Below are 24,393 nucleotides of genomic sequence, written 5' to 3'. Positions count from 1 at the left end.
ACCTTGGCAAGATAATTCGTGCTGACGAAAATCTTTTTATGCATTTTCAGTCAATAAATAGCAAGTCTTAGTTCTGCCTTTTCGCGTTGGGCAGGCTCGCCACCGGCGCTGGCTTATCCGGCCCGGGTATAAAGAGGTGCGAATGAATATGTGTAACTGAGCCGGGAAGGTCGGCCCGGGGAGAATGGCGCTGAGCAAGTGGCGCCGTCGATGGGGCAGGCAGAGTTGCGACATACGGTCCTCCACCCCGGATGGAGCCTCATTGGCAGGGGGCGGGATTCCGAGGCGGCTGCAAGTATCCGGCGAACGGAGCGGGGCAATATGCTACTGTAGCGGCGTTTTTTTGAAGAATGCGCAGGCTTTGACCCTTTTAATGATGGAATGCTATGCAGACTAACCCGATGACGATCCGGCTGACCCAGCCGACAACCCCCCTCAACCCCATGATCTGGCAGGTGACCCATGCTGGCCGATGAATCCATGCGCCTGAACAAATACATCAGCGAGAGCGGCATCTGCTCGCGCCGTGAGGCCGACCGCTTCATCGAGCAGGGCCACGTCTTCATCAACGGCAAGCGGGCCGGCATCGGCGATCAGGTGTTTGCCGGGGATCTGGTCAAGGTCAACGGTCAGGTGATCGAGGCGCGGGAAGCAGACAGCCTGGTGTTCATCGTGCTGAACAAGCCGGTGGGCATCGTCTCCACCACCGAGGCGGGGGAGAAGGACAACATCGTCGACTTCGTCAACCACAGCACCCGCATCTTCCCCATAGGCCGGCTCGACAAGGACTCCCAGGGGCTCATCTTCCTCACCAACCACGGGGATCTGGTGAACAAGATCCTGCGGGCGGGCAACGATCACGAGAAAGAGTACCTGGTGACCGTCGACAAGCCGGTGACCGATGAGTTCATCAAGGGCATGGGGGCCGGGGTGCCTATCCTCGGCGCCGTCACCAAGAAGTGCAAGGTGAAGCGAGAGGCGCCCTTCGTGTTTCGCATCACGCTAGTGCAGGGCCTGAACCGCCAGATCCGCCGCATGTGCGAGCACTTCGGCTTCGAGGTCACCAAGCTCGAGCGCATCCGCATCATGAACGTCAGCCTCAAGGGGCTGCCGGTGGGGGAGTGGCGGGATCTGACCGACGACGAGCTGATCGAGCTGTTCAAGCTCATCGAGGACTCCTCCTCCGAGGTGAAGCCGGCCAAGGGAGCGCAGCCTGCCAACAAGCCGGTTGCCAAGGCGGCGCAGGGCAAGAAGCCGCGCCGGGACGACGATCACGAGATAGGCGGGCGTCCCAACGTACCGGGTCCGGCCGCATTCGAAAACAAGAGTCCGGCGGGCAAGGGCGGCGCAGGCAAGGGGACAGCGTCTAAAGGCGCCGCTGGTAAGGGTGCCCCGGCCAAAGGCGGCAAACCCGCCGCGGCGGGCAAACCGCGCACCAACCAGGGTGGACGGCAGAAGAAGGGACGCTAAGGCGCCCCGTCACACGGTTGTTCATGCTCCCAATACACCGGCCCTAGGCCGGTGTATTGCTTTGGGCAGGTGTGGATGTGCCCGTCTTGCCAACCACGGGCAGGCGCATCACCCGAGCGTAGTAACGGGGGTTGAGACGCAGCACCAGCAGGCTCATCAGCGCCAGGCCGCCCAGCTGCCACTGCCAGGCGCTGGCGAAGTCGCCGCTCACATGATGCAGGCGCGCCGCCACCCAGGGGCCGGTCGCCGCCAGCATGAAGCCAAACCCCTGCATCAGGGCGCTGAGGGTGCCGGCGCGGCGTGGATCCGGCAAATGATCGAGCGCTATCACCATGATGAGGGAGAAGCTGCCGCCAAGGCCTGCGCCGCACAGCATGCACCAGAGGATGGGGGCGCTGGTCGGCGCCAGCCAGAGGCCGCCAAAGCCCAGCGCCTGCAGCAATATGGCGAGCCCCATCCAGGGGCGCCTGTCCTCCTTGCGCGCCGCCAGCAGCGGCAGGCCGAGGCCGCTCAGGGTCTGTGCCAGCGCCAGCCAGGCCACCAGCTCACCCCCTTGCTGGGCGCTCCAGCCCAGCGCCATGTAGGCCGGCGCCAGCCAGGCCACGACGATGCCATAGCCGCTGTTGATGATGCCAAAGCACAGGATCAGCAGCCAGCTGCGGGGCAGGGCGAGCAGGCGCTGCTCCCCCTCGGGCACTAGCGGCGCGGGGGGGACGGGCAGGCGCACGCGCCACCCGAGCCAGCCGAGCGCCAGCAGCACCGGCAGGCTCCAGAGTGCCAGCACCCGCGACCAGTCCAGCTGGCTCGCGAGCTGGGGGCTGAGCACGGCGCCGAGGGCACCGCCTCCCATCATGCAGGCGGAGAAGATCCCCATCACCAGCGGCACCCGGCTGGCGAAGACCTGTTTGATGAGGCCGGGCAGCACCCCCTGCACCAGGGCCGAGCCCAGGCCGCAGAGGGCGGCGCTGGCGATGAGCAGGGCGCCGCTGGTCAGATCGAAGCGCAGGGCGCTGCCGAGGGCCAGCAGCAGCAGGGCCGCGGCCAGCAGCGGGCGCGGGCCGGCCAGGGTGCGCAGGGTCGGGGTGAACAGCACGCCCACCCCGATCAGCAGCAGCGGCAGCAGGGTCACCCAGGCCAGGTTGTCCATGCCGAGCGCCAGCCGCGCGTCTATCTGCCCCGCTAGCGGGCCGATGGCGGTGAGGAAGGGGCGCAGGTTGATGCCGATCAGCATGACCAGCAGCAGCAGGGCGCCGGCCCCTGGCCGCATGGACGGCTCATTCATGGGGCTGGGCCCCGTAGAGGGCGGCGGCCGGGAGCGGGCTTGGCAGCTTGATGAGGGGCAGCGGCGGCGGGCTGAGGGGCAGTCGCAGCTTGTCATAGCTCGATGTGCTGTCGAAACCGAAGGGGGCCGCATCCTGGTTGTCGAAGGCGTAGTAGACGGCGCCGATGCCGTTCATCACCAGGGCGCACAGGCACATGGGGCAGGGGTGGCCGCTGGCATAGACCACGGCGCCCTTGAGGGAGCCGTGCTGGCTGGCTTCGCGCAGGGCCTCCAGCTCGGCGTGACGGGTAGGATCCCCCGCCTCCAGCATGCGATTGACGGCGCTCGCCAGCAGCTTGCCCTCCTTCACCAGCAGGGCGGCGAAGGGTCGGCCCCCCTGTTGACGGTGGGTCAGCGCCAGGTGCAGCGTCTGCTCGAGCCACTCCTGATGGGTGGGATCGGAGATCGCGGTCAACGAGTTGACGAGACGGGTGCCGGACTGGGGGAGATGGGCCTGTAGCATGGGAGATCCTGCGAAAGAGGGGGATGGGAGCAGCCTAGCGGGCCGCCATGTCATTTGGAAATTAAATGATAGAATGACTATCAGTGATTTTATAAATGGGAAAACCCCTCAGATGGACAGCCCCCTGCTGGATCCCCAGCTCTTGCGCAGCTTTGTCGCCATCCTCGAAACCGGCAGTTTCACCCGCGCCGGCGAGCGGGTGCACCTGACCCAGTCCACCATCAGCCAGCAGATGCGCCGCCTCGAGCAGCAACTCGGCTGTCCGCTGCTGGACAGAAGCGGCCGCACAGTAGTGGCCACGGTGGCCGGGGAGAAGTTGCTGGGGCTGGCGCGCCGCATCCTGGCGCTGCTGGCGCAGGCCGGGGAGCGGGTCAGCGAGGCCAGCCAGCCGCTGCGGATCGGGGTGCCGGAGGATTTCGTCGCCGGCGTCATGGCGCCGGTGCTGGCCGCCTTCGCCCGCCAGTATCCTATGGTGCGGCTGGAGGTGCAGAGCGGCCTCAGCCACGAGTTGTGGCGCAGCTTCGAGGAAGGGGGGCTGGATCTGGCCCTGGTCAAGCAGGCGCGGGGGCAGGGGGATCCCGTCGCCCGTTGGCGCGAGCCGCTCGCCTGGGTCGATAGCCGGGACTGGCCCGCCTGCGGGCGGGATCCGGTGCCCCTGGTGGTGTTCCCGAGTGAGGGGCTCTACCGGCGCCAGCTGACGGAGGCCCTCGACGCCAAGGGGCTGCGCTGGCACATCGCCTATGTCAGCGCCAGCCTCGCCAGCCTGCAAGGGGCGGTGAGCGCGGGGATAGGGGTCAGCCTGCTGCCGGCGCGGTTGCTGCTGCCGGATCAGGTGGCGCTGACGGACTGGCCCCAGGTGCGCTCGGTCGAGCTGGCGCTGCACCTGGGGATGGACAAGGGGGAACCGCTCGAAGGCCTCAGCCAGGCGCTCATTCGCCTGTGCGACGAGGTGATGGGGCCGCGCTGAGCGCAGGCCGCGAGATGAGCCGCGCTAGTGCACCTTGAAGCGGACGATCAGTGCGGCCACCAGGGCCAGGGCGAAGATGGCGGGGGCCCAGGTGCCGTGATGGCTCAGCAGGGTGGCACCTGCGGCGGCGATACCCGCCAGCCCCTGTTGCAAGAAGCCGCACAGCGCCATGGCGTAGGCGCCATGTTCCCTGGCATCACTGACCGCCAGCGCCATGCTGTTGGGGAAGAGCACCGCCTGCCCGAAGATGATGAGGCAGTAGAGCCCCATCATGATCACCAGCACCCCCTCTCCCTGTAGATCGGACAGCATTGACAGCACCACCATGCCGGCAGCGGCCAGCAAGATGAGGCCGGCCCCTTGCCTCATCAGCCGCTTGCCACCCACCCTGGCGACCTGCCGATTGACCGCCATGGCTCCCGCGAAGTAGGCGACCCCGATCAGCAGCCCCAGCGCCCCGAAGGTGGTCACCTCCAGCGCGAACCCTTGCTGCAGGACGAAGGGACTGATCTCTTGCAGGGTCACAGTGATGGCAAAGCCGAGCCCCCCGGCGCAGGCGGGCCAGAGAAAGCCGGGGCGTTGCAGCAGGCTGGCGTAGCGCCGCCACATGCCGGTGGTGGGCGCTGCGGCATTGGGGCCCTGCAGCGGCAGGCGGATCATCAGCGCCAGTGCCACCATGCCAACGGCCGCCACCAGGACGAACCCCAGCTGCCAGTGGGCATAGCGACTGATGAGCCCGCCTATCCACTGGCCGCCACCGAGGGCCGTGATGAAGGCGATGGAGAGGACAGAGAGGCGGCGAGCCAGCTCGTCCCCCTGCCAGTGATCCCGTATCAGGATGCGGGCGATGATGGTGGCGCCCCCCGCCGCTATCCCTTGCAGGGTGCGCAAGACCAGCAACAGCGGCCCCTGACTTGTGGTGGCGAGCAGCAGGCTGATCCCGACAAACAGCAGCAGTGACAGGGCCAGGGGAAGCCGGCGGCCAAAGCGATCGGCGGCGGCGCCCCAAAACAGCAGTGGCAGGTCGGCGCCAATCACGAACAGGGAGATGGAGAGCTCCGCATGTTGTCTCGTCATGGCGAGATCGCTCATCACGATTGGCAGGGAGGGGAGGTAAACCGTGGTGGCCATCTGGGCCATGAAGACGATGAGGCAGGCCAGCGTCATGAGCCGGGCCGACAGGCTCCAGGGCCCTGGCCGTTCGATGTTATTGGGGTTATCCATCACGAGGCTCACACAAAGAGGGGCTCCATCCTTGCATGGTCTTCGTTCGGCGTCACCCCATTTATAAGCTGTTTTTATGCATATTTATCCGCGCTTGAGCGGTCGGTGCCAGGGGGTCAGGCGAGCGCCTGTCTGGGCCTTACGGCGAGCCAGACTTCCAGCTCACCACCGCCGGTTTCGGGGTCAAACGCGGCGCCGTAGCGCTCGAAGTCCGGCTTGTGGGCAGACTCATAATCGGACCGGGCCAGCCAGTCCAGCGCCCCTTGCCAGGTCTGCGGCAGGGTGGAGACGTGGCCCCTATGCAGGAAGACGGCGTAGGTTTGGGGGTCGATGCGCATCCGGCCCAGGGTCTTGGGCAAGACCTCCAGCGCCGCGACTTCCACCGCGCACATGTATTCGCAACTGGTGGCGTCGGCGCCGCAGATGACACCGTAGGCGTGCTCCCCGAGCTGGCCGGGCAGTGGGCCGAGGGCGCCGAAGTCGCGCCACTGACCGCCGAAGTCCCCTTGCTGGAACTCATGGTGGCGGCGCAGGCCCCCCAACAGCATGGGGCGACCGGTTTCGAATCGAATGGGATCTGTCATGGAACCTCCTGGTGTGGGCTCAACCGAGCCGCGCTCAGTGATCCTTGCCTTCTTTGAGCTTGCGTTGGTAGTCCTGGGTGACGATGGCCAGCGCCGCCAGCGCCAGATCCGGCGCTATCCGGTTGGTCTCCAGCAGTTCGATAAGGTCCACCGCGAGCTTGACCTCGGGGGGGGCAGTTTCCAGTGACATGGTTGCTCCGATACTCGTCTGTCGATGGCGGCCATTATACAGGGCGGCGTCCGGATCGGGAGCGAGCCCATGTCACATCTGCACACCACCATCACAGATGCTGGCGCCCCGTTGTCATAGATGCTGGCGCATCTCCTTGTCTATCTCCTCGCGCAGGGCCATCAGCTTCCTGGCGTACTGCTGCAACTGCCGATCCTCGTCCGAAACGGGCTGCCACTGGGGCACCTTGTTCGGTTTGCCGCCCTCGTCCATGGCGACGAAGATGATGATGCAGTGGGTGGTCTTGTGGCGCTCCCGCTCTGTGGGGTGGCGGCTGTAGACGTCCACCGCCAGGTGCATGCTGGTGGTGCCGGTGTGGATCACCCGGGCGTGCACCTCCACCAGCTGGCCTATCTGGATGGGGCGCAGGAAGCGGATGCCCCCCACGTAGACGGTCACCGCATAGCCGCCGCACCAGCCGGCGGCGCAGGCGTAGCCCGCCTGATCGATCCACTTCATCACCATGCCGCCGTGCACCTTGCCGCCGAAGTTGACGTCGGCGGGCTCGGCCAGAAACTGCAGGGTCAGCTCGCGGGGTGGGGTCATGCATTCTCCTCAGATGGCATCACTGCCGGTTACTCTTGCGGTAGGCGTCGGCCTGCTGGCAGGGCGCCAGGGGTGACACATAGGGGCGCTCGTTGCCGGTACGCTGACCGACGCTGGCGTATTGCTGCTGGCATCGGGTCGCCTTGCCCCCGGCCCTGACGCAGGCATCGATGAGTTGCTGTTTGTCCTGCCCCGTCTGTTGTTGGCGGGCGTTGATGCAGGCTCTGTCCAGCCCGGCCTGATGGGTCTCCCTGTCCGGATTGGCGGCAAGCAGGCCGGTCGAGAGGGTAAGTCCGAGCAGCAGTATGGCGATCTTCATGGTTTGTCTCCCGCCGGGGGGCGTCCCGCGATGACCAGGGCTATGCCCCCCAGAATGCCCAGCGATGACAATAACAACCGCAGCGACCAGGACTCATCCAACCAGATGAGCCCGGCCATGGCCGCGAGCAGGGGCACCAGCAGCTGGACGCTGGCGGCCAGGGTGCGTCCCAGCTGGGGCAGCACCGAATACCAGAGCGCATACCCCAGGCCGGAGGCGAGGGCCCCCGAGGCCAGGGCATAACCGATGGCGGCCGGGCTGGCCTCGAGCCGGCCCAGCAGCAGATAGAGCAGGGCCGCAGGCAGGCTGGCGCGCAGGAAGTGGCCGGCATTGGCGGCGACGGGATCGCCAAAGCGCGAGGCCCGCAAGGTATAGCAGGCCCAGGCGATGCCGGCGGTGACCATCAGGACAGCCCCCAGGAGATCCGGCGCCTGGATGCCTGGCAGCAACAGCAGCACCAACCCCGCCATGGCGAGCAGCAAGCCGGCCCATTGGCGGGCAGGCAGACGCTCGCCCCGCAGCAGAGGGGGGGCCAGCATGCTGAGCTGGACGGCCGCAAACAGCAGCAGGGCACCCGTGCCCGTGGTCAGGGTGAGATAGGCAAAGGAGAAGGCGGCGGCGTAGACGAGGAGGGCCAGGGCGCCCCCCCAGTCTCCCTGGCGGGGCGGCGTGGGGCTGCGGGCTGCACAGAGCAGGAGCAGCACCAGGGCCCCGCTGGTCAGTCGCAGCAGGGTGAACAGCGCCGGATCCATCCGCTCTTCGAACAGGGCCAGGCGGCAGAGCAGGGAGTTGGCCGCGAAGGCGAGCAGGGTAAAGAGGGTCAGCAGGGCCAGTCTTGGGAGCGGCATTCATTCACCTCAGATTCAGTCAGGCCAACCTAGCATGAAAATCACCGTGGAGGAGGACCTATGAAACAAATACTCGACCAACTGCTGGGTGCCGGCAAGGGCTGGCTCAACGACGGCGGTGACAGCCGCAAGGCCCAGATGAAGGGCATGGCGCAGGGCGGTCTGGCCGCCGGGGCCATGGCCTTGCTGCTTGGCAACAAGAAGGTGCGCAAGTATGGCGGCAAGGTGGCGGCGGTAGGCGGTGCGGCGGCCCTGGGCGGCCTCGCCTACAAGCTCTATCAGGACTGGCAGTCCCAGCAGGGGGGCGCGAGCCAGCCTGCCCAGCCCCTCGATACGCTGCAAGGGCAGGCGCTTGACGCCCGCTCGACCCTGCTGGTGCGCGCCATGGTGGCGGCGGCTCGGGCCGACGGCCACATCGACGACGCCGAGCGTCAGAAGATCCAGCAGTACCTGACCGAGCAGGGGCAGAGCGATGCGGCGCGCTGGATCGATGCCGAGCTCGCCCGTCCGCTGGATCCCCAGGCGCTGGCCCGGGAAGTCACCGACATGGAGCAGGCCACCGAGGTCTACCTCGCCTCCCTGCTCGCCATCGACGTGGATCACTTCATGGAGCGTGGCTACCTCGACGAGCTGGCGCGGGCCCTCAAGCTCGACGACAACCTCAGGGGCAGCATAGAGCGGCAGGTGGCCCAGCTGAACGGGCCGGGCTAAGCCTCGAACAACGTGTAGAAACAAGGCCCCGTGACGGGGCCTTGTTGTTGGTGCCGCATCTGCGGTGAACCGCGTCTTGCGGTACCTAGCTCTCCGTCGGCCAGGGGCCGAGCTCGATGCAGTGGCCGCGATAGAGCGGATGCTCGCTGTCCTTCGCCATCACCAGCAACTCGCTGCTCGCCTTGAGCTGCTGCCACTCGGTCGGGCTCATCAGGCGACCCGCCATGACCTCTTTGAGGGGGGCTAGGGGTACCAGCTTGGCGGACGCTTTGTCGCGCATCCAGAGCATGGCGTCGGCGGGCAGGTGCAGCGGGCTCGCCTGATTCTGCTGCAAGCGGATGCTGGACTGGCCCGGCTGCTTGCCTTGGTAGGCCACCAACACGAAGGGAGCCTCCTCGCCCGCGGAAGACATCATGGCCAGGTAGCGCACGGGCTGGATGGGGGCGGAGGGCGAGGGGAGCAGGTGTTGCAGCCACAGGCCCAGCAGCAGGGAAGCGGCCATGGCGAGCGGCCACCACAGGCGATGGGGCCTGGGCTTGGGGGAGATTCCCTGTTCTATGTTGCGCCAGACGCTGCGGGGCAGGGTCGGGGCGGGCTGGGGTTGATGCAGCAGGGGATCCAGATGTTGTTGCCACTGAGCTATCCACTGCCACCAGTCGGGATCGCGCGCCATCAGGCGGGTCATCCTGGCCTGCACCCGCGGGCTCAGGGTGCCCAGCACGTATTCACCGGCGAGCCGCTCGCGCAGGGCGGGGTCCCGGTAGCGTTTGGGGGTCATTGGGTCAGGCATAGCTTGAGCTCCTCCAGTCCGCGCCGGATCCAGGACTTGACGGTGCCAAGCGGGGTTTGGGTGTGGGTGACGATCTCCTGGTGGCTCAGGCCGTGCCGATAGGCCAGCACTATGGCGTTGCGCTTGTCGGCGGAGAGTTGCCCGAGGCAGCGTTCGAGGGAAAAAGAGGGGGCAAGCCCCCCTTCCGTACTCTGAGCAGGTTTCTCCTCGAAGGACTCCTCCAGCGGGATCTCCCCGTGGCGGGCCTTGGCCCGCAGGGCATCGATGGCCAGATTGCGCATGCACTGGCAGAGCCAGGCCCAGGGGTAGTCGACCGGATAGGCGCTCTGGCCGTGCCAGATCTTCAAAAAGCCCTCCTGCAGTACGTCCGCGGCCCACTGCTTGTCCTTGAGCAGGGCGTGGAGCAGGGCGAACAGGGGTTGGCCCGTCAGCTGATAGAGCGCTTCAAACGCCTGCTTGTCCCTGAGCCGACTGCGGGCGAGCAGGTGGGCGAGCTGCTGATTGTCGATATTCACTCAGACCTCATCGTTGGACGCGGTGCCAGACATTCTTCATGCCATCCCCGCTGCTCTGGCCGGGCTGCTCATCCTTGATCCAGCGATAGAGCGGCTGGCCACGGTAGCTCCACTGATAGCGGCCGTCGTCGCGCAGGACCAGGCCGACACCGGCGTCGGCCGCGCTGCCGACCCCGGCCTTGACCTCGCTGTCGCTCGCCAATGCCGGCGGCCATTTCTCGGCGCATTCAGCATAACAGTTTGATTTTCCTTGGGCATCCTTGTCGAAGCGGTAGAGGCTAAAGCCCTTGGCATCGACCAGATAGGCCTTGCCGTTCTCGGTCATCTGGGCGATGGGCACCTGCTCGGCCCCGCTCAGGGGCTGGGTCTCGAGGGCCCAGGCCGAGGCGAGGGGCAGGCAGGCGAGGGTGATGAGGAACTTGTTCATGGTGTGTCTCCTGAGATTCATGGGGTTGGGGTTAACGGGTCCAGCCATCCTGGGCGAAGAGGGGCTCGCCTTGGGGGCTGTCGATGAAGTCGAGGAAGCGCTGGGTGCTGGCGTCGGCCCCCGCGGCTTTGGCGATGACGAGATCGCGATAGATGCGGCGCTCCGGCTCGATTTCGACGAAGTCGGCCTTGTCCTGGTGGTTTAGGGGCCAGTGCACCCAGGTGATCCAGGCATCGGCCTGCTGGCCGGTGAAGGCCCGGAAGCTGGCGCCGCTGCCCTGCTCGAAGGCAACGATGTTTCGTCTGAGCTTCTGCACATCGGCCAGGGAGCCCTTGCGCCCGGCCACGTCTTCCCAGAGGCCGGTGCCGGAGGTGTTGTAGCTGCCGAGCCCCTCGGTCACCACCACCTTGAGGGGGCGGTTGATCAGATCCTCGATGCCGCGGATCCCCGCCGGGTTGCCCTTCTGCACGGCGATGACGCTGCGCCTCAGGTAGTAGGCGTGGGCACTCTGCTTGTCGAGGAAGGGATAGCGCTCCAGATAGGCGGACATGGACTGCTCGGCGCCGGCGAAGAACAGATCGGCATCCTGCAGCGCCCGATCGCGCCAGCTGGACTCGGGGCCGGCGGTGACCTCGACCTTGATCCCGGTCTCCTGCTGGAAGGCCGTGGCCGCCCGTTTCAGCGCGGTATCGGGCCCGCCCGGGCCATATAGGCGGATCACGCCATCGCCGGCCTGATGGGCAACGCCGGTCTTCTCGGAGGCGCCAGCTTGATCAGCACTTGGGGCGGCCTGCAGCGGCAGTTGAACGAGGGCCGCGCAGAGCAGGGCCGGCCATAGGGGGTGGGGTTTCATCGTCTCTCCTTGATTGAGGTTCAAGCAAGAGACGACGGGGGGAGGCGATTGGATGCAGCCGCACGGAAAAAAAGATGGGTTGTGGAGCGAGAGTGAGCGGGGTTGAAGGGGAACCCGCTACTCTGGCGGGCTCTGACGGACGTTGCTAACCGGTGCCCAGTTGCCGGTGAATGAGATCGGCAAGCTGCTCCAGGGCCGCCTCCAGCGCCGGGCTCCAGGGATGGGAGCTGTTGATGCGCAGGCAGTGGTTGTGCTGGCCCTGGCTCGAGAACAAGGCCCCCGGCGCCAGCGAGAAGCCGCAGGCCAGTGCCTGGGCGTGCAGGGCCCGGCAGTCGAGGTGGGGGTCGAACTCCAGCCAGAGGAAGTAGCCGCCGTCCGGGGCGCTGATGCGCACCTCATCCGGGAAGAGGCGCAGCAGGGCGGCGCGCATCTGCTGCTGACGCTGGGCCAGGGTGTGGCGCAGGCGCCGAAAGTGAGCGTCCACCCCGCCCTGGCGCAGCATGTCGGCGAGCGCCAGCTGGCTAGGCACATTGGTCGACAGGGTCGACATCAGCTGCAGCCGCTGGATGCGCTCGGCATGGGGCCCCGCCACCACCCAGCCGACCCGAAAACCCGGCGCCAGGCACTTGGTCCAGGAGCTGCACAGCAGGCTGTCTCCCCGCGCGTCCCAGCTCTTGATGGGGCGAGGCCGCTCCCGGCCGAAATAGAGCTCGGCGTAGACGTCGTCCTCCACCAGCGGCACCCGGTGTTCGTTGAGCAGGGCCATCAGCGCCTGCTTGTGCCCGTCCGGCATGGTGTGGCCGAGCGGGTGCTGGACGTTGCCCATCAGCCAGCACGCCTTGATGGGGCGCTGGGTCAGCGCCTCCACCAGCAGGGCGAGATCGATGCCGACTCCCGGGATCACCGGGATCTCCACCACGTTGAGCTTCAAGCGCTCTATGGCCTGCAGGGCGCCGTAGAAGGTGGGGGATTCCACCACCACCCAGTCCCCCGGCTCGGTCAGGGCCTGCAGTCCGAGGGAGAGCGCCTCCATGGCACCGGTGGTGATGATGATCTGCTGGGGGTCGACCGCCAGCCCGTCGCCGGCATAGCGCTGGGCGATGGCGCGGCGCAGCGCCTCGTTACCGGGGGGAAGGTCTGCCACCGTGCTGAAGGGGTCGAGCCGGCGCATGCAGCTGGCCAGGGCCCGGCCGAGCTGGGGGTGGGGGAAGAGCGCGGGATCCGCCACCGCCATGCCGAGCGGCACCAGCTCGCGGGACTTGCTCGCCTGCAGCACCTCGAACACCAGATCGTTGATGTCCACCGAGCCGCTGTAGTGGGCCTGTTGCGGCGCGCTGGCCCGCAGCGGGGAGGGGGCGGCCTTGACGTAGTAGCCGGACTGGGGCCGCGCCAGTATCAGGCCACGGCTTTCGAGCAGCTGATAGGCCTGCAGCACCGTCATGGGGCTGAGGGCGTGGGTCTTGCAGCTCTGGCGGATGGAGGGAATGCGCTCCCCCGGCTGCCAGACGCCGCGCTCTATCTGTTGCTGCAGCAGGGCTGCCAGCTGGCCGTAGCGAGACATGGTGGGTTCAAACTGTTCTAGGTGTATTTCAATATAACTGCATCTGTTATAGGTGTCATGACTCATGTTGTACTTGGCAGGCGAAAACCTGTCTGTTAAATGCAACATAGAGAGTCCTGCATGATTAGCCTGGATGATGTGGTAAGCCTGTCCCGATTGCAGTTCGGGGCCACGGCCATGTTTCACTTCCTGTTTGTGCCCCTCACCCTGGGGCTGTCCTGGATCCTGGTGATCGCCGAATCCGCCTACGTGATGACCGGCAAGGTGATCTACAAGGACATCACCCGTTTCTGGGGCAAGCTGTTCGGTATCAACTTCGTGATGGGGGTGACCACGGGGATCACCCTGGAGTTTCAATTCGGCACCAACTGGGCCTACTACTCCCACTATGTCGGCGACATCTTCGGCGCCCCCCTGGCGGTGGAAGGGCTGATGGCCTTCTTCCTCGAATCTACCCTGGTGGGCCTGTTCTTCTTCGGCTGGGACAGACTCTCCCGTGGTCAACACCTGATGGTGACCATGCTGGTGGCGCTCGGCTCCAACCTCTCCGCGCTCTGGATCCTGATCGCCAACGGCTGGATGCAGAACCCGGTCGGCGCCGAGTTCAACCCCATGACGATGCGCATGGAGTTGACCGACGTCACCGCCGTGCTGTTCAACCCGGTGGCCCAGGTCAAGTTCGTGCACACTGTGGCGGCGGGTTACGTGGCCGCGTCCCTGTTCGTGATGGGGGTGAGCAGCTGGTATCTGCTGCGCCGCATGGAGGTGCGCTTCGCCCTGCGCTCCTTCGCCATCGCCTCCGGCTTCGGTCTGGCCGCCATCCTCTCGGTCATCGTCCTCGGGGACGAGTCCGGTTATCGCACCGGTGAGGTGCAGAAGGTCAAGCTCGCCGCCATCGAGGCGGAGTGGGAGACAGAGCCTGCCCCGGCGGCCTTCACCCTGTTCGGCTGGCCCGATCAGCAGGCCGAGAAGACCCATGCGGCCGTCAAGATCCCCTATCTGATGGGCATCATCGCCACCCGCTCCCTGGATGAGGCGGTGACCGGCATCAAGGATCTCAAGGCCGAGCACGAGGTGCGCATCCGCAGCGGCATGCTGGCCTATGGCGCCCTGGAGGCGCTGCGCCAGGACGGTGGCAACGGCGCCGCCCGCGCCACCTTCGAGCAGCACCGTCAGGATCTCGGCTACGGTCTGCTGTTGACCCCCCATGCGAAAGACATTGCCAAAGCCGACGAGGCGGCCATCGCCAAGGCGGTGGAGGATTCAGTGCCCCAGGTGGCGCCGCTGTTCTGGAGCTTCCGGCTGATGGTGGGCATAGGGGTGGTGCTGCTGGTGCTCTTTGCCGCCTCCTTCCTGCAACTGTGCCGGGGCCGGCTGGTGCAATCGCCGCGCCTGCTGAAGGTGCTGTTCTGGAGCATTCCGCTGCCCTGGATTGCCATCGAGGCGGGCTGGTTCGTGGCCGAGTTTGGCCGCCAGCCCTGGACCATCAGCGAGGTGTTGCCGGTCTCGGCCTCGGTCTCTCTGCTGCAGCCGGGCCAGATCTGGTTCAGCCTCATCTCCATCAGCCTCATCTACACCAGCCTGCTGGTGGTGGAGCTGTTCTTGTTGCGTCATGTGATCCGCAAAGGGCCCGCCAGCCTGCAGACGGGTCGTTATCAAGGTGAAGTCTTGGCAAGCGGGAGTGCGCTCTGATGGATTATGAAACCCTGAAATTGATCTGGTGGGGCCTGGTGCTGTTCATGCTCATCGGCTTCGTGGTGATGGACGGCTTCGATCTGGGGGTGGGCCTGTTGCTGCCTATCGTCGGCAAGACAGATGAGGAGCGGCGGGTGCTGCTCAACAGCGTGGGCCCGGTGTGGGAGGGCAACCAGGTGTGGCTCATCGCCGGTGCCGGCGCCCTGTTCGCCGCCTGGCCGCTGGTCTATGCCGCCGCCTTCTCGGCGCTCTACGTGCCTTTCATGTTCCTGCTGTTCGGCCTCTTCCTGCGCCCGGTGGGTTTTGACTATCGCAGCAAGCTGGAATCGGCCCAGTGGCGCCGCTGGTGGGACAGGGCCCTGGTGACCGGGGCCTTGCTGCCGACCCTAGTGTTCGGCGCGACCCTCGGCTTTTTGCTGCAAGGATTGCCGTTTCGCTTCGATTCGCACCTTCGAATCCACTACGGCGCCTTTGAGTTCAACTGGCCGCTGCTGCTGACCTGCATGGGCACGGCGCTGGCCCTGCTGATGCTGCACGGCGCCAGCTTCCTGCAGTGCAAGACCCAAGGGGTTATTGCCGAGCGCTGCGCCCGCCAGAGCCTCTGGCTCGGCCCTCTGGCGAGCGGTCTGTTTGCCCTTGGCGGCGTCTGGCTCAGTCAGATGGAAGGCTATCGCTTGCAGGAGATAGGCGATCTCAACGGCGCCCTCACCCCGCTGATGAAGCAGGTGGCGCTGGCACCGGACGGCTGGTTCAGCAACTTCGCGGCGCAGCCCTGGCTCTGGTGCGTGCCGGCCCTGGGCCTGCTGCTGCCCATGGTGAGCAGCCTTGCCAGTGCCCGCGGCCTGCCGCGCCTGGCGATCATGGCCAGCGGCGGCGCCTGCGCCACCATGATGCTGACCATCGCCATCGCCCTGTTCCCCTTCGTGCTGCCCTCGTCCCTGGATCCGTCGAGCAGCCTGACCCTGTGGGACGGCACCTCCAGCGAGGGCACCCTGCTCATCATGCTGGGGATAGTGGGGGTGCTGATGCCCATCAACATCGGCTACACCCTCTGGGTCTACCGGGTGGTGCGCGGCAAGGTCAGCACGGATCAGGTTCGCCAGCACGGCCACAGCCTCTACTAACCGTCTTCTACTCAAGGGAGTTTCGACTATGTGGTATTTCACCTGGATTCTGGGGCTGGGCTTTGCCCTGCTGTGCGGCCTGGTCAACCTGCTCTGGCTGGAGGCGCGCTGGGCCGCGGACGAGGATCTCAAGGAGTCTTGAGCCCCGCCGCCTTGGAAATGAAAAAGGCCGACACTCAGTGTCGGCCTTTTCGTTTGGGGGAAGGTCAGACCGCCAGCGCCAATTTGGCCTCGCGCTTCTCGCTGACGTGGGTCAGGCCGTAGGCCAGCAGCACGATCAGCGCGCCTATCCAGGGGGTGTGCATCAGCCCAAGGTGCTCCACCACGAAGCCACCAACGACTGAACCCAAGGCGATGCCGACGTTGAAGGCGGCGATGTTGAGGCCGGAGGCCACGTCCACGGCGTTGGGGGTATGGATCTCGGCCTGTTTCACCACCAGCACCTGCAGTCCCGGCACGTTGCCAAAGGCGAAGGCACCCCACACCAGCACGGTCAGCACCGCCAGCACCGGATGGGGCGCGGTGAAGGTGAGCATCAGCAAGATGAGCGCCAGCCCGGCAAACATCAGCTTCAACGCGGGCAATGGACCCATCTTGTCCGCCAGCTTGCCGCCCCAGATGTTGCCGAATGCCACCGATACTCCGTATACCAGCAGGATCAGGCTGACCGCGTTGGCGCCGAAGCCGCTCACCTGTTGCAGGATGGGGGCGAGGAAGGTAAAGGCGGTGAAGGCGCCGCCGTAGCCGAGCGCTGTCTTGGCGTAGACCAGCAGCAGCGGCTTCTTGGTCAGCACCAGCAGTTGTTCACGGATGCTGGAGGCTGCCCCCTTGGGCAGGTTGCTCGGGATCAGCAGCAGGCTGCCCACCATGGCGATGAGGCCCAAGAGGCTCACCACCAGGAAGGTCTCGCGCCAGCCAAACTGTTGGCCAATCCAGGTGCCGAGCGGTACACCGGTCACCAGGGCGACGGTCAGGCCGCTGAACATGATGGCGATGGCGCTGGCCGCTTTTTCTTTGGCCACGAGGCCAGTGGCGATGGTCGAACCCACCGAGAAGAAGACCCCGTGAGCCAGACCGGTCAGCACCCGGGCGACGATCAGGCTCTCGTAGCCGGGGGCCTGCCAGGCCAGCAGGTTGCCGGCGGTGAACAGCGCCATCAGCCCGACCAGCAACCACTTGCGCGGCAGCTTGCCGGTCAGGGCGGTCAACAGCGGCGCACCTATGGCGACGCCGAGGGCGTAGAGGCTGACCAAGAGGCCCGCCGAGGGCAGGGAGACATGCAGTTGCTCGGCGATGGTGGGGATGAGCCCCACTATCACAAATTCGGTGGTGCCGATCGCAAAGGCACTCAGGGTGAGGGCAAATAACGCCAGTGGCATACAAACTCCTTGGATAGGACTCCCGACGGGAGAATGGCGCCAGTATGCCGACGTGCTTTGTTGGCAAAAATGACGATGACATCAAATTACTTTTGCTTAATCAGCAGCAATAACCGAGGGGAGGCGGGTGTTATCGGGCGGGAAAGGGGGGTGGCAGCGCACCAAACCAAAAAAAGCGGGAGGCACAGTGCCTCCCGCTAGGGGTTGGATAAATGTCCCGGATCGTTATTGACTCCCTTCTCCCCTGGCGGGAGAAGGGGCGGGGATGAGGGGACATTCTGTATATGCTGCAAAACTGGCTTAGGGTAGCGAAAGATGCTGCTATACCCTCTCCCATGGGGAGAGGGAACAATCCGGTTAGTCCCAGGCAGGTGCGAAGTCCGGATTGGCGCAGCGCTCGCCCCGCTCCAGGGTGGCGATCTGGGCCATCTCGTCGGGGCTGAGCTGGACCTTGAGGGCGGCCAGGTTAGCGGCCTGGTTCTCCCGCTTGGTGGAGCTCGGGATCACCGTCATGCCCTGGGCCAGCAGCCAGGCCAGCGACACCTGGGCCGCCGAGACGCCGTGGCGTTTGCCGATCTCTACCAAGAGCGGCTCGGTGAGCACCTTGCCGTAGGCGAGCGGCATATAGGCGGTGAGGGCGATGCCCTGCTCCTGGCAGAACTCAACCACCTTGCGGTTTTGCAGCAGGGGGTGCACTTCCACCTGCTGGTGAGCGATGGCGCCCGGCCCCAGGATGTCGATGGCTTCTTTGAGCTGGGCCACGGTGAAGTTGGAGACCCCGATCTCCCGGGTCAGGCCCTGGGCCTTGGCCTCGGCCAACTGCTCCAGATAGACCGCCATCGGCACTTCATCCTGGGGGGAGGGCCAGTGAATGAGCGCCAAGTCCAGATAATCGGTGCGCAGCTTCTCGAGGCTTACCTTCAGGCTCGGGATCACCTTGCCCGGACCGAACTCGCTGGTCCACACCTTGGTGGTCAGGTAGATATCCTGGCGGGGCACAGCAGTGCTGGCCAATATCTCGCCCACCTCGGCCTCGTTGCCGTAGATCTGGGCGGTGTCGATATGGCGATAGCCGAGCTCCAGGCCGGTGTTCAGGGTGGCGAGCAGGGGCTCGCCCTTCAGGCGGAAGGTGCCCAGACCCATCATTGGCATTTTCATCATCAAACTCCTCATGTTCTTGCTTTTTACGTTCTTGTTTATGGGGTTTGCCCATCAGTCAGTTTGCCGTCTGCGGTCAAACTGCTGGTGGGCAGAAAAAGTGGTGCAGGCGGTCAGGCCAAGTGATAGCGGCGAACGGTGCTGTTGGCAAACCAGCCCTGGGTGTCGGCCACGAAGGCGATAAAGTGGGGCTCTTGCTGGTGGGCGATAAGGGCATCCTCGCTCACCCACTCCTCGTGCAGCATCCAGGATTGGGGGTTATCCAGGCTCTGGTGCAGTTGATAGCGCAGGCAGCCGGCCTCTTGCTGGCTGGCCGCGATCAGCGGTGTCAGGGCGGCCCTGAGTTGGGCGGCGAATTCGGGCTTGGCGTCGAGCTGGGCAATCACTATGACGGGAACGGACATCTGACTCTCCTCGAGACAACGAGAGTCAGTATGCCTGCGGTGGCGTGCGGATAAGAGGGGCGCTGTCGCAAAACACTATTGAGGTGAGCGCAGCAATAGAGCAGTGGTGAAGGGTGCGCCCCTGCAAGGAGTCACCAGGAGCGCACCACGCCAGCTCAGGCGCCGGCCGCCTCGGACCAGACCGCAAACTCATTGCCGCTGGGCTCAACGAAGTGGAAACGGCGGCCACCGGGGAAGTCAAACAGCGGGCGAATGATGGTGCCCCCATGCTGGAACACCTTGGCCTGGGTCGCCGCAATGTCGGCGCTGTAGAACACCAGCAGGGCGCCGCCCTGGGCGCTCTGACAGCAGAGATCCGCCCGGTAGAAGCCGCCATCCAGCCCTTCCCCCGCAAAGGCGCAGTAGTCGGGGCCGTAATCCACAAACTGCCAGCCAAAGGCGGCGGTAAAGAAGGTCTTGGTGGCCGCGAGATCCCGGGCGGCAAACTCCACATAGTTCAGTTTTTCATGGGCCTTGGTCATATGGCTTCCTGGCTTGTCGGTTGATGCTCCATTACTGACACCTTACTGCTTGGGTTGCCAGCGCTTCTGGGTCCGCGGCGTGGAGTGGGGCAGTGCCTCCCAGGGGGTCAACTTGAGCTGCCGACGGCGCACCTGGAAGACGATAGCCATCAGCAGGCCGACACCGATGGCAAAGAAACTGGTTTGGCGCAGGGCATACCCCAGGCTCACCTCATGCTCCCAGCCGAAGAACCACATCAACAGTCCCCAGATGATACCCACCGGCAGCCCCATGGCGATCAGGTTGACCATAAAGCGCTCATAGTGGGGTGGTTTCAGTTGCCAGCCGAATTTGCGCAGCAGTTGGCACAGGGGCGGGTCGTAGTTGATCTCCTTCACGCCCTTGCTGGCCAGCTCTTGATGGGCGGCGAACAGGCGGTGTTCAAATGACATTGTGCTTCCTTCGTGTGACAGCAGGGTTGGTGATAAGACGCCTGCTCAATATCCCTATGTGGGCGCCGATTGTAGCCTTGTTGTCGGCGGGAGTGTTAGCGCCGGATCACAGCAATGGCACCAGGGATTGGAAAAGTCTGGGGGGAGAGGTAGTGGCGGAAAGGAGGAGCTTATCGCACGCCAGGGCTTCATTGCCCCGGCGTGCGGATGACTTGGCTCAGCGCCCGGTCACAGGGCCCGGCCATCGTAGTGCTGCACCGGCAGCGCCTCGGGATCCACTCCCTCCAGGCAGCGGACATTGACGGCGACCATGTGGTGCCCCTTGGGATCCACGCCGTCGCAATAGGGGTGGATGCCGCACACCGGGCAGAAGCGGTGTTTGACCACATGTTTGTGGAAGGTGTAGGTGCTGGCGGCCTCGTCCGGGGTCAGCAGTTGCAGCTTGTCGCGCGGCAGCATCCACAGCAGGGATCCCTTGCGCTGGCAGATGGAGCAGTTGCAGGCCATGGCCTGGGTCAGCTCCCCCTCGACTTCGAATGCCACCCTGCCGCAGTGGCAGCTTCCCTTGTATTTCATGTCATTGCTCCTCGTTGACGGGGGGCGATCAGGCAACCGACGCCCCCTTGTTACCAATGTCATTTTTGTATCGAAAGAAGCATATACGTTGTGTTCATGTTGCGCTGACTGCGCACTCAGGAGAGACCCTTCTCGTAGGCGGTAATGGATTACCGCCGACTTCACAGAGAACAGGAAGGTTCTATGACACATCGCTATCTCACCTCGGCCATTCTCCTCGCCCTGCTGGGGGCCAACCCCATGATGGCGGCGGCAGAGGCCCCCATGTCTCCCCTGATGACCCAGCTGAACAAGGGCAACTGGCTGTCGGAGTCCGAGGCGAAGACCCTGAGCGACGAGCTCTACTACCAGGACGCGGTGCAGGCCTATCTGGTCTCCCTGCCGCTGATGAACACCATAGGCCTGCGCGACGGCTCCGAGGCCGCCTTTGGCAGCGGCTACAACGTGCTGCCGGTGTGGAAGGAGCGGATGGACAGCCGCGCCGTGGTGCCGACCCCCAATGGGGATGTCATCTACTCCATGAGCTATCTGGATCTCAAGCAGACGGGCCCGCTGGTGATCAAGGCGCCGGCCAACGTCATCGGCATGTTCACCGACTTCTTCCAGCAGACCATCACGGACGTGGGGGCCATAGGCCCGGGTCGCGCCCGTGGCGGCCTCTACCTCTTGCTGCCACCGGATTACGAAGGGCCTGTGCCGCAAGGCTATTTCGCGTTCAAGTCATCGACCTACAACGTCTTCCTGTTCTTCCGCACCATCATGGGCAAGGGGGAGGGCAAGCCGGATCCGGCCCCGGCGGTGAAGAATGCGGAAACCACCCGGGTCTATCCCCTGTGGGACGTGGAGAAGGAGGTCAAGCCGATGGAGTTCCCGGATGCGAGCGGCAAGCGGGTCACCATGATGTACCCGACGGATGGCGCTTACTGGCAGAAACTGAAGGAGTTCGTCGATTACGAGCCGCTCACCGCGATCCCGGATCAGACTCGCAGTGCCCTGCTGAGCATCGGCATCGGCATCGTCAAGGGCAAGCCGTTCGCGCCGAGCAAGGGGCCCTGCTGAAGAAGGCGGTGGAGATGGCCCCCCGCATGATCCTGGCCCGCCGTCAGGTGGGACTCGACGATCAGCGCCAGCTCTACTAACCGAACCGCCAGTGGGAGAACTCCTGGGCAGGGGCCACCGCCGAGTGGATGCAATACGCCACCCTGGACAAGAACCAGCGCGCCGCCTTCTTCCAGATCGCCTATTCGAGTGCGGCGGCCATGGTGATGCACACCACGGGGGCGGGCTCCAAGTACCCTTATGCGACCAAGGACAAGGACGGCAAGCACCTGGAGGGCGGCAACACCTACAAGCTGCACCTGCCCGCGAACCCGCCGGCGGCCCTGTTCTGGGCGGTGACCGCCTACAACATCACCGACGGCACCATGCCGGAGACGGATCAGCTGCTGCCCTCCACCAACGGCTATTACGACATTCCGAAGAACCAGGATGGCTCCATCGACCTCTGGTTTGGGCCCAGCAAGCCAAAAGATGTCGCAGACAGCGCCTTTATCAAGACCATAGCGGGACGCAATTTCCTGGTGGCCCTGCGCCTCTATGGCACCGAAGACGGTTTCTATGACCAGACCTGGATCCTGGACGATCTGGTCAAGGTGAACAACTGAATCAGACAGCATCCCGGTGTGGTCAAGGTGCCGCGCCGGGAGCCTTCCTCAGAGGAGACATAGATGAAACTCAAGCAACTCGTATGGCTGACCACGCTCGCGCTGAGCGCGGGAGCCATGGCCCAGTCGGCCCCATTGACCATTCCCCATCCCACGGCGTTTGATGCGTTGACCTGGCCCGCCGCCGGGGTCCAGATGCCGGAGGCCTACGTGAAGGCCATCGCCCAGCAGGCCTACATCTGGGGTTATCCCATGGTCAATCAGTTCAACCGCCGGGCCACCATCACCAAGGCGCCCTATCCGGCCCTCAATGGCGGCATGGTGCCGGTTGCCCCCATGGGGCAGCTCAGCATGCTGACGGATTACATCAAACCAGCAGAAACCTTCGTTACTTGCCCGAATCAGGACGTGGTCTACGGGCTCGGCTTCTTCGAGCTGGATAAAGAACCCGTGGTGATCCAGGTGCCGGACTTCGGCGATCGCTTCTGGGTCTACGCCATCTACGATGCCCGCACCGACCAGATAGCGAACCTCGGCAAGCCCTATGGCTCCAAGCCCGGCTTCTACCTGCTGGTGGGGCCAAACTGGCAGGGTGAGACTCCCAAGGGGATCGAGGGGGTCATCTGCTCCTCCACCGAGATGGCCAACGTGATCCCCCGGGTGCAGATGGACGATACCAAGGAAGATCGGGCGGCCATCCAGGCGCCGGTGCGGGAGGTGATGACTTACCCGCTCAGCAAGTTCGACGGCAAGATGAAGTCCTATGACTACGCCAACATCCCCTCCATCGGCGAGAAGCCCAACCCCAGCGCCGGGGAGACCAAGTGGGTCATCCCGGACAAGTTCTTCGATCAGCTGGACAACGTGCTGACCAAGGTCGCGCCCCTGCCCGGTGAAGAGGCGCTGTATGCCCAGTTCCGCCACTTGGTGAACGCGGGCAAGCAGGATCCCAAGGTGCGCCAGTGGATGAACGAAGCGGCGGAGCAGACCGACAAGACGGTGATCGCCGACTTCTTCAGGTGGGAGAACAACGGGGTACCGGCGGGCAATGGCTGGAACCGCTCCAAGAACAACGCCCAGTTCGGGGTGGACTACTACAACCGCACCGGCACCTCCAAGTCGAACATGTTCGACAACAAGCCCGACGAGACCCAGTACTTCTACACGGACTATGATGCCGGCAAGGTGCAGCTCGACGGCGCCCACAGCTACCAGGTCACCTTCGCCAAGGGGCAGTTGCCCCCGGTGAAGGGCTTCTGGTCCCTGACCCTCTATAACAGCAAGCACCTGTTCAGCCCGAACGAGCTCAACCGCTATTCGCTTGGCACCAAGAACAAGGATCTCAAGCTCAATCCTGACGGCTCCCTGACCATCCATGTCAGCCGCAAGGCGCCGCCCAAGGCCGAGATCAACAACTGGCTGCCGGCGCCCGAGGGTCACTTCTCCCTCTATATCCGCGCCTACTGGGGCGAGAAACCCATACTGGATGGCAGCTGGATCCCGCCCAAGATCGAGAAGTTGAACTAACCCCTCGGCCGAAGGCCGCTGTCGATACAAGCCCCACGCCTCGTCGTGGGGCTTGTTTATGTGGGCCGGGTGCCGGGCGCCAACGTGATGGCGCGGGAGATTTTGGCTTGCCAATTTATCGACATTGCGTCTATAAAACGCCATTGCTCTTGCCAGGATAACAACAATGAAGACCCATTCCGATGAACTGACCCTGTTCGTGGCCGTGGTGGAGGCGGGTAGCTTTCGCCAGGCGGCGGAGAACCTGGGGATGGACAACTCAGTGGTGAGCCGCGGCATCAAGCGCCTCGAAGAAAAGCTCGCCACCGTGCTGCTCAATCGCACCACCCGCCGGGTCAGCCTGACCGAGGAGGGGAGCTGGTTCTATCAGCGGGCGGTCAAGGTGTTGACCGAGATGAGCGAGGCCGAGAGCCACCTGCTGATGCGCCGAGAGCAACCGGAGGGGATATTGCGGGTCGATGCTGCCACCCCCTTCATACTGCACCGGCTGGTGCCCATCATCGGCGAGTTTCGCCGCCGCTACCCGGCCATCGAGCTGCAACTGCACAGCTCCGAGGGCTTCATCAACCTGATGGAGCGGCGAGTGGACATGGCCATTCGCATCGGCGAGCTGACCGACTCCTCCCTGCGCGCCCTGCCGCTCGGGCGATCCAAGCTGCGGCTGCTGGCCTCTCCCGCCTATTTAAGCGAGCGCGGCACCCCGCGCCAGCCGGCGGATCTGCTGGAGGGTCACGAGCTGCTCGGCTTTTTGCATCCCGATCACCTCAACCACTGGCCGCTGCTGAGCGCGGAGCAGGGAGACCGTTTTGCCATCACCCCGACCCTGAGGGCCAGCAGCGGCGAGACCCTGCGCCAGCTGGCGCTCAAGGGGCAGGGGATCGTCTGCCTCTCTGACTTCATGACCGGGGAGGACAGGGCGAGCGGCGCCCTGGTGGAGGTGCTGGCGCGCAGCAACAGCGGCGCCTCGCGTCCCATCAATGCGGTGTTCTACTCCGATGCCCAGCGCGACATCCGGCTGCGGGTCTGGCTCGACTTTATCCGGGAGCAGCTCGGCAACCATTCCCTGTAGGGCAATCACCACCTCT

At 64.8% G+C, this 24,393-nt stretch carries 29 protein-coding genes; 10 read left to right on the top strand and 19 right to left on the bottom strand.

Features of this window, described 5'->3' with window-relative positions; genetic code table 11:
• The first annotated feature begins 462 nt into the window (after positions 1-462).
• Entirely contained in the window at positions 463-1,470 is a 1,008-nt protein-coding gene (rluF, locus tag BN1124_RS10980; protein ID WP_042641836.1) for a 23S rRNA pseudouridine(2604) synthase RluF, read from the top strand.
• A gap of 43 nt (positions 1,471-1,513) precedes the next feature.
• Here rluF and BN1124_RS10975 read toward each other — a convergent pair whose 3' ends face one another.
• Both BN1124_RS10975 and BN1124_RS10970 read right to left on the bottom strand, forming a co-directional pair.
• Positions 1,514-2,737 carry an MFS transporter gene (locus BN1124_RS10975; protein ID WP_231553630.1) on the bottom strand — a complete coding sequence of 408 codons (1,224 nt, stop codon included), beginning with the start codon at positions 2,735-2,737 and terminating at the stop codon, positions 1,514-1,516.
• Positions 2,738-2,744: 7 nt separating this feature from the next.
• Positions 2,745-3,254, bottom strand: coding sequence for a nucleoside deaminase (locus BN1124_RS10970; protein WP_042641833.1), 510 nt, complete (start codon positions 3,252-3,254; stop codon positions 2,745-2,747).
• A 124-nt stretch (positions 3,255-3,378) separates the two neighbouring features.
• Here BN1124_RS10970 and BN1124_RS10965 point away from each other — a divergent pair, with 124 nt between their 5' ends.
• Positions 3,379-4,221: a LysR family transcriptional regulator gene (locus tag BN1124_RS10965; protein WP_042642341.1), complete on the top strand. Its 843-nt coding sequence runs from the start codon at positions 3,379-3,381 to the stop codon at positions 4,219-4,221.
• A gap of 24 nt (positions 4,222-4,245) precedes the next feature.
• Here BN1124_RS10965 and BN1124_RS10960 read toward each other — a convergent pair whose 3' ends face one another.
• The 6 genes from BN1124_RS10960 to BN1124_RS10940 all read right to left on the bottom strand — a co-directional run bounded on the left by BN1124_RS10960 (position 4,246) and on the right by BN1124_RS10940 (position 7,971).
• A complete protein-coding gene (locus BN1124_RS10960; RefSeq protein ID WP_042641831.1) occupies positions 4,246-5,445 on the bottom strand; it encodes an MFS transporter in 1,200 nt (399 codons plus the stop codon).
• Between the two features lie 116 nt (positions 5,446-5,561).
• Complete coding sequence (locus BN1124_RS10955) at positions 5,562-6,029, bottom strand: GyrI-like domain-containing protein (protein ID WP_042641829.1); 468 nt, start codon at positions 6,027-6,029, stop codon at positions 5,562-5,564.
• A gap of 34 nt (positions 6,030-6,063) precedes the next feature.
• Positions 6,064-6,219: a pleiotropic regulatory protein RsmS gene (rsmS, locus tag BN1124_RS20885; RefSeq protein WP_082041554.1), complete on the bottom strand. Its 156-nt coding sequence runs from the start codon at positions 6,217-6,219 to the stop codon at positions 6,064-6,066.
• 114 nt (positions 6,220-6,333) lie between these two features.
• Positions 6,334-6,804 (bottom strand): acyl-CoA thioesterase, encoded by a 471-nt coding sequence (locus BN1124_RS10950; protein ID WP_033131882.1) that lies wholly within the window; start codon positions 6,802-6,804, stop codon positions 6,334-6,336.
• A 19-nt stretch (positions 6,805-6,823) separates the two neighbouring features.
• On the bottom strand, positions 6,824-7,123 hold the full coding sequence (locus BN1124_RS10945; RefSeq protein WP_042641827.1) for a hypothetical protein: 300 nt from the start codon (positions 7,121-7,123) through the stop codon (positions 6,824-6,826).
• Positions 7,120-7,971, bottom strand: a complete 852-nt coding sequence (locus tag BN1124_RS10940; protein WP_042641825.1) for a DMT family transporter — start codon at positions 7,969-7,971, stop codon at positions 7,120-7,122. Before BN1124_RS10940 ends, BN1124_RS10945 begins: the two co-directional genes overlap by 4 nt.
• 60 nt (positions 7,972-8,031) lie before the next feature.
• Here BN1124_RS10940 and BN1124_RS10935 point away from each other — a divergent pair, with 60 nt between their 5' ends.
• Positions 8,032-8,682, top strand: a complete 651-nt coding sequence (locus BN1124_RS10935) for a tellurite resistance TerB family protein (protein WP_033131885.1) — start codon at positions 8,032-8,034, stop codon at positions 8,680-8,682.
• An 85-nt stretch (positions 8,683-8,767) separates the two neighbouring features.
• Here the strand turns inward: BN1124_RS10935 and BN1124_RS10930 are convergent, their stop codons facing one another.
• The 5 genes from BN1124_RS10930 to BN1124_RS10910 all read right to left on the bottom strand — a co-directional run bounded on the left by BN1124_RS10930 (position 8,768) and on the right by BN1124_RS10910 (position 12,828).
• The gene (locus BN1124_RS10930) at positions 8,768-9,472 is read right to left on the bottom strand and encodes a hypothetical protein (protein ID WP_042641823.1); all 705 of its coding nucleotides are present in this window, start codon (positions 9,470-9,472) and stop codon (positions 8,768-8,770) included.
• Positions 9,457-9,987: an RNA polymerase sigma factor gene (locus tag BN1124_RS10925; protein WP_042641821.1), complete on the bottom strand. Its 531-nt coding sequence runs from the start codon at positions 9,985-9,987 to the stop codon at positions 9,457-9,459. The genes BN1124_RS10930 and BN1124_RS10925 overlap by 16 nt, the downstream gene beginning before the upstream one ends.
• 7 nt (positions 9,988-9,994) lie before the next feature.
• Positions 9,995-10,414 (bottom strand): COG4315 family predicted lipoprotein, encoded by a 420-nt coding sequence (locus BN1124_RS10920; RefSeq protein ID WP_052445585.1) that lies wholly within the window; start codon positions 10,412-10,414, stop codon positions 9,995-9,997.
• A 31-nt stretch (positions 10,415-10,445) separates the two neighbouring features.
• Positions 10,446-11,267, bottom strand: coding sequence for an extracellular solute-binding protein (locus BN1124_RS10915; protein WP_042641819.1), 822 nt, complete (start codon positions 11,265-11,267; stop codon positions 10,446-10,448).
• A gap of 145 nt (positions 11,268-11,412) precedes the next feature.
• Positions 11,413-12,828, bottom strand: a complete 1,416-nt coding sequence (locus BN1124_RS10910) for an aminotransferase-like domain-containing protein (RefSeq protein WP_042641817.1) — start codon at positions 12,826-12,828, stop codon at positions 11,413-11,415.
• 120 nt (positions 12,829-12,948) lie between these two features.
• Here BN1124_RS10910 and BN1124_RS10905 point away from each other — a divergent pair, with 120 nt between their 5' ends.
• Genes BN1124_RS10905 through cydX form a run of 3 tightly spaced genes read left to right on the top strand, consistent with a single transcriptional unit; the run spans position 12,949 to position 15,789 of the window.
• Positions 12,949-14,520 (top strand): cytochrome ubiquinol oxidase subunit I, encoded by a 1,572-nt coding sequence (locus BN1124_RS10905; protein ID WP_042641815.1) that lies wholly within the window; start codon positions 12,949-12,951, stop codon positions 14,518-14,520.
• Entirely contained in the window at positions 14,520-15,647 is a 1,128-nt protein-coding gene (gene cydB, locus BN1124_RS10900) for a cytochrome d ubiquinol oxidase subunit II (protein WP_042641813.1), read from the top strand. The genes BN1124_RS10905 and cydB overlap by 1 nt, the downstream gene beginning before the upstream one ends.
• A 28-nt stretch (positions 15,648-15,675) precedes the next feature.
• Positions 15,676-15,789 (top strand): cytochrome bd-I oxidase subunit CydX, encoded by a 114-nt coding sequence (gene cydX / locus BN1124_RS10895; RefSeq protein WP_005310033.1) that lies wholly within the window; start codon positions 15,676-15,678, stop codon positions 15,787-15,789.
• 64 nt (positions 15,790-15,853) lie between these two features.
• Here the strand turns inward: cydX and BN1124_RS10890 are convergent, their stop codons facing one another.
• The 6 genes from BN1124_RS10890 to BN1124_RS10865 all read right to left on the bottom strand — a co-directional run bounded on the left by BN1124_RS10890 (position 15,854) and on the right by BN1124_RS10865 (position 20,117).
• Positions 15,854-17,026: an MFS transporter gene (locus BN1124_RS10890; protein WP_042641810.1), complete on the bottom strand. Its 1,173-nt coding sequence runs from the start codon at positions 17,024-17,026 to the stop codon at positions 15,854-15,856.
• A gap of 357 nt (positions 17,027-17,383) precedes the next feature.
• Positions 17,384-18,187, bottom strand: coding sequence for a 2,5-didehydrogluconate reductase DkgB (dkgB, locus tag BN1124_RS10885; protein ID WP_042641808.1), 804 nt, complete (start codon positions 18,185-18,187; stop codon positions 17,384-17,386).
• A gap of 110 nt (positions 18,188-18,297) precedes the next feature.
• Positions 18,298-18,588 carry a putative quinol monooxygenase gene (locus BN1124_RS10880; RefSeq protein WP_042641806.1) on the bottom strand — a complete coding sequence of 97 codons (291 nt, stop codon included), beginning with the start codon at positions 18,586-18,588 and terminating at the stop codon, positions 18,298-18,300.
• Between the two features lie 155 nt (positions 18,589-18,743).
• Positions 18,744-19,109, bottom strand: a complete 366-nt coding sequence (locus BN1124_RS10875) for a VOC family protein (RefSeq protein ID WP_042641804.1) — start codon at positions 19,107-19,109, stop codon at positions 18,744-18,746.
• Positions 19,110-19,151: 42 nt separating this feature from the next.
• Positions 19,152-19,541, bottom strand: coding sequence for a DUF6404 family protein (locus BN1124_RS10870; protein WP_042641802.1), 390 nt, complete (start codon positions 19,539-19,541; stop codon positions 19,152-19,154).
• A 228-nt stretch (positions 19,542-19,769) separates the two neighbouring features.
• Positions 19,770-20,117, bottom strand: coding sequence for a GFA family protein (locus tag BN1124_RS10865; protein ID WP_042641800.1), 348 nt, complete (start codon positions 20,115-20,117; stop codon positions 19,770-19,772).
• 183 nt (positions 20,118-20,300) lie between these two features.
• Between BN1124_RS10865 and BN1124_RS21555 the strand changes: the two genes are divergently transcribed.
• The 4 genes from BN1124_RS21555 to BN1124_RS10850 all read left to right on the top strand — a co-directional run bounded on the left by BN1124_RS21555 (position 20,301) and on the right by BN1124_RS10850 (position 24,377).
• Complete coding sequence (locus BN1124_RS21555) at positions 20,301-21,176, top strand: DUF1254 domain-containing protein (RefSeq protein WP_197066204.1); 876 nt, start codon at positions 20,301-20,303, stop codon at positions 21,174-21,176.
• 128 nt (positions 21,177-21,304) lie between these two features.
• On the top strand, positions 21,305-21,781 hold the full coding sequence (locus BN1124_RS21550; protein ID WP_197066203.1) for a DUF1214 domain-containing protein: 477 nt from the start codon (positions 21,305-21,307) through the stop codon (positions 21,779-21,781).
• Positions 21,782-21,844: 63 nt separating this feature from the next.
• Positions 21,845-23,308: a DUF1254 domain-containing protein gene (locus BN1124_RS10855; RefSeq protein WP_042641798.1), complete on the top strand. Its 1,464-nt coding sequence runs from the start codon at positions 21,845-21,847 to the stop codon at positions 23,306-23,308.
• A 166-nt stretch (positions 23,309-23,474) separates the two neighbouring features.
• Positions 23,475-24,377 (top strand): LysR substrate-binding domain-containing protein, encoded by a 903-nt coding sequence (locus BN1124_RS10850; protein ID WP_042641795.1) that lies wholly within the window; start codon positions 23,475-23,477, stop codon positions 24,375-24,377.
• Positions 24,378-24,393 lie beyond the last annotated feature (16 nt).

This window comes from Aeromonas eucrenophila, assembly GCF_000819865.1.
Taxonomy (GTDB): domain Bacteria; phylum Pseudomonadota; class Gammaproteobacteria; order Enterobacterales; family Aeromonadaceae; genus Aeromonas; species Aeromonas eucrenophila.
This window is presented reverse-complemented; position numbering and strand designations above follow the sequence as displayed.

Coding starts and splice junctions, on each gene's coding strand:
- rluF (WP_042641836.1), top strand. CDS start 463: ATGCTGGCCGATGAATCCATGCGCCTGAACAAATACATCAGCGAGAGC.
- BN1124_RS10975 (WP_231553630.1), bottom strand. CDS start 2,737: ATGCGGCCAGGGGCCGGCGCCCTGCTGCTGCTGGTCATGCTGATCGGC.
- BN1124_RS10970 (WP_042641833.1), bottom strand. CDS start 3,254: ATGCTACAGGCCCATCTCCCCCAGTCCGGCACCCGTCTCGTCAACTCG.
- BN1124_RS10960 (WP_042641831.1), bottom strand. CDS start 5,445: ATGGATAACCCCAATAACATCGAACGGCCAGGGCCCTGGAGCCTGTCG.
- BN1124_RS10955 (WP_042641829.1), bottom strand. CDS start 6,029: ATGACAGATCCCATTCGATTCGAAACCGGTCGCCCCATGCTGTTGGGG.
- rsmS (WP_082041554.1), bottom strand. CDS start 6,219: ATGTCACTGGAAACTGCCCCCCCCGAGGTCAAGCTCGCGGTGGACCTT.
- BN1124_RS10950 (WP_033131882.1), bottom strand. CDS start 6,804: ATGACCCCACCCCGCGAGCTGACCCTGCAGTTTCTGGCCGAGCCCGCC.
- BN1124_RS10945 (WP_042641827.1), bottom strand. CDS start 7,123: ATGAAGATCGCCATACTGCTGCTCGGACTTACCCTCTCGACCGGCCTG.
- BN1124_RS10940 (WP_042641825.1), bottom strand. CDS start 7,971: ATGCCGCTCCCAAGACTGGCCCTGCTGACCCTCTTTACCCTGCTCGCC.
- BN1124_RS10935 (WP_033131885.1), top strand. CDS start 8,032: ATGAAACAAATACTCGACCAACTGCTGGGTGCCGGCAAGGGCTGGCTC.
- BN1124_RS10930 (WP_042641823.1), bottom strand. CDS start 9,472: ATGCCTGACCCAATGACCCCCAAACGCTACCGGGACCCCGCCCTGCGC.
- BN1124_RS10920 (WP_052445585.1), bottom strand. CDS start 10,414: ATGAACAAGTTCCTCATCACCCTCGCCTGCCTGCCCCTCGCCTCGGCC.
- BN1124_RS10915 (WP_042641819.1), bottom strand. CDS start 11,267: ATGAAACCCCACCCCCTATGGCCGGCCCTGCTCTGCGCGGCCCTCGTT.
- BN1124_RS10910 (WP_042641817.1), bottom strand. CDS start 12,828: ATGTCTCGCTACGGCCAGCTGGCAGCCCTGCTGCAGCAACAGATAGAG.
- BN1124_RS10905 (WP_042641815.1), top strand. CDS start 12,949: ATGATTAGCCTGGATGATGTGGTAAGCCTGTCCCGATTGCAGTTCGGG.
- cydB (WP_042641813.1), top strand. CDS start 14,520: ATGGATTATGAAACCCTGAAATTGATCTGGTGGGGCCTGGTGCTGTTC.
- cydX (WP_005310033.1), top strand. CDS start 15,676: ATGTGGTATTTCACCTGGATTCTGGGGCTGGGCTTTGCCCTGCTGTGC.
- BN1124_RS10890 (WP_042641810.1), bottom strand. CDS start 17,026: ATGCCACTGGCGTTATTTGCCCTCACCCTGAGTGCCTTTGCGATCGGC.
- dkgB (WP_042641808.1), bottom strand. CDS start 18,187: ATGATGAAAATGCCAATGATGGGTCTGGGCACCTTCCGCCTGAAGGGC.
- BN1124_RS10880 (WP_042641806.1), bottom strand. CDS start 18,588: ATGTCCGTTCCCGTCATAGTGATTGCCCAGCTCGACGCCAAGCCCGAA.
- BN1124_RS10875 (WP_042641804.1), bottom strand. CDS start 19,109: ATGACCAAGGCCCATGAAAAACTGAACTATGTGGAGTTTGCCGCCCGG.
- BN1124_RS10870 (WP_042641802.1), bottom strand. CDS start 19,541: ATGTCATTTGAACACCGCCTGTTCGCCGCCCATCAAGAGCTGGCCAGC.
- BN1124_RS10865 (WP_042641800.1), bottom strand. CDS start 20,117: ATGAAATACAAGGGAAGCTGCCACTGCGGCAGGGTGGCATTCGAAGTC.
- BN1124_RS21555 (WP_197066204.1), top strand. CDS start 20,301: ATGACACATCGCTATCTCACCTCGGCCATTCTCCTCGCCCTGCTGGGG.
- BN1124_RS21550 (WP_197066203.1), top strand. CDS start 21,305: ATGCAATACGCCACCCTGGACAAGAACCAGCGCGCCGCCTTCTTCCAG.
- BN1124_RS10855 (WP_042641798.1), top strand. CDS start 21,845: ATGAAACTCAAGCAACTCGTATGGCTGACCACGCTCGCGCTGAGCGCG.
- BN1124_RS10850 (WP_042641795.1), top strand. CDS start 23,475: ATGAAGACCCATTCCGATGAACTGACCCTGTTCGTGGCCGTGGTGGAG.